Below are 1,968 nucleotides of genomic sequence, written 5' to 3' on the forward strand. Positions count from 1 at the left end.
AGGTGCTTAAGCAGGTGTCATCAGGTGGCGCTGGAGGACAATACTGCTGATTACAATCAGTGTATTTTGTAAGTGAAGCGTTAATAGTCTGTAAAGCTGCAGTTGTTGTTCCTGGAGTAATACTTGTTACGGTTGCACCAGAAGGTATGTTTTGTGTGGTTATTACCTCAGCATAATTATTTGGAAGGGTGTTATAGGCACAACCAGCTACAATACCAATACTGTCTGTTTTAATTAAAATAATTGTATCCTGGCTGGAAGTGTTTAATCCAAAAATATATCCCCCGTCTATTAATGATCGTGAAACAGATGTAATGCTGCTGCCAACAGGTACATCATATTGCCGGATATACTCAGGTGCTGTCTGGTAGTAACCAAAGTGGCGTATATAAACTAATTTGCCCTGCTGCGGAAAACAAAATCCCATTGCATCACCTGCATTATCATGTGCACTGGTAAAGTTAAAATCAACAGGCAAAGGCACAGTATATGTATGCACAGTTTCTGTTGTGTTAGAATTATACATAATTTCTCTTGCCAGATTGAATTGTGCTGCGGTATTTTTTATCACACCAGTTGTAATAAAACGGTTGCTATAAGAGCTAACATCGTCAAAAAGATGTTCATCATTTATACTTCCAAGGGTATGAGAAGCCAGAATCGCACCAGTAATCTGGTTAAAAGTAATAACATCGGTCACTTTTTTTGATGCTCTTGTGCAGTTAATAACAATACTCACTTCGTTATAATCGCTGTGTCCAATCCCGGCAAGTACATCTATGCCTGCGGGGGTTGTTTGCATTTTCCAAAGGCTATTTCCTGTAGCATCTAGTAACGAATAAATAATACCAGCACCTGTATGTGCCGCAACTACTAATTGGTTATTAGGAACTATATCTAAAACCACTTTTAAGGGAGGTTGATTTACATCTATTACTTTGGTCCAGTTAGTGGATAAATTGCTGTTAAGCTGAGATACAAATATTTTATCGGAGGCAGAATGAATACTCCCGGCAATTAAGATACTTCCATTATATTGTGCTTTAGCTGAAAATATGGTGGTGGAACTGTTATTAATTTTTATCCTTTGCTGTAAAACAAAAGCACCGGCATTGTTCATAACGCATAGTATTCCCTCCTGGTCAAGGTTGGGTAGAATAATATTTCCGGTGATTAAAAAGTTCCCATCTGGTAACGTTTGTATTTCTTTTACGTTTATTTTTTCACCCGCCCCTGCAGTAAACCTCAAATAAAATGTTGATGTATTGCAGACGTTTGCCGTAGCCCCAACTTTTTCTTTATTGTTAACTTCATTTAGTTGTGCCGGAACTGAAGCAGATATCTTAAAATCATCATGATATAAATTAGTAATATTTTTTTTAGTCTGTGCATGTAAATGCATGCTTACAGTGGCGAGAATAAAAATAATTAAAAAGCAGATATGTTTATACAGAGTACGGGCGGGCATTAGTAGGTATTTTAGGCGTTAGTATTTGCATAATAAAGCATTGCGTGCAATCACTTACTCAAAAATAATTATTTTTTAATCAATAATAGGCTTTAAATTTTACTAACCCCAAACATTAATTCGCTAATAAAATCCTGCAATTTTATTGTCATTTGATGCTTTTATGCAAAAAGTAGTATTTTAATGATAGTGCCAATGCGCAAAAGCTTTAACCATATCAACTCCACAGAGACTCCATAGCAACGCCATAGTGACTTCATCAGAGTCCATGCTTTTTTACATTATGTTAAATGCAAAGCAAAATCCTATAAACTCACTTTAAAAAACTACTTTTCAATCCAACCTACACCATCAATTAAATTATCAGTCAAAAATTTTACTGTAAACCAACGCTTTACAAAGCCCCTGTAAAAAATACTTCCCCATTTGTTTGGAAATGAAACCTAAACAGGCTTACCTTCGCCGTCCCAAAAAAGCAATAGCAATTTTGTTGCAGTTTT

Annotated in this window: 1 protein-coding gene; it reads right to left on the reverse strand. The window is 35.9% G+C overall.

Translation table 11 applies throughout. The features are described from left to right. Nucleotides 1–1,468, reverse strand: a 1,468-nt coding sequence (locus tag ACY651_RS08545; RefSeq protein ID WP_462251683.1) for a hypothetical protein, incomplete at its 3' end; no start/stop codon positions are given. Nucleotides 1,469–1,968 lie beyond the last annotated feature (500 nt).

Source organism: Ferruginibacter sp., assembly GCF_031391665.1.
GTDB lineage: Bacteria > Bacteroidota > Bacteroidia > Chitinophagales > Chitinophagaceae > Ferruginibacter.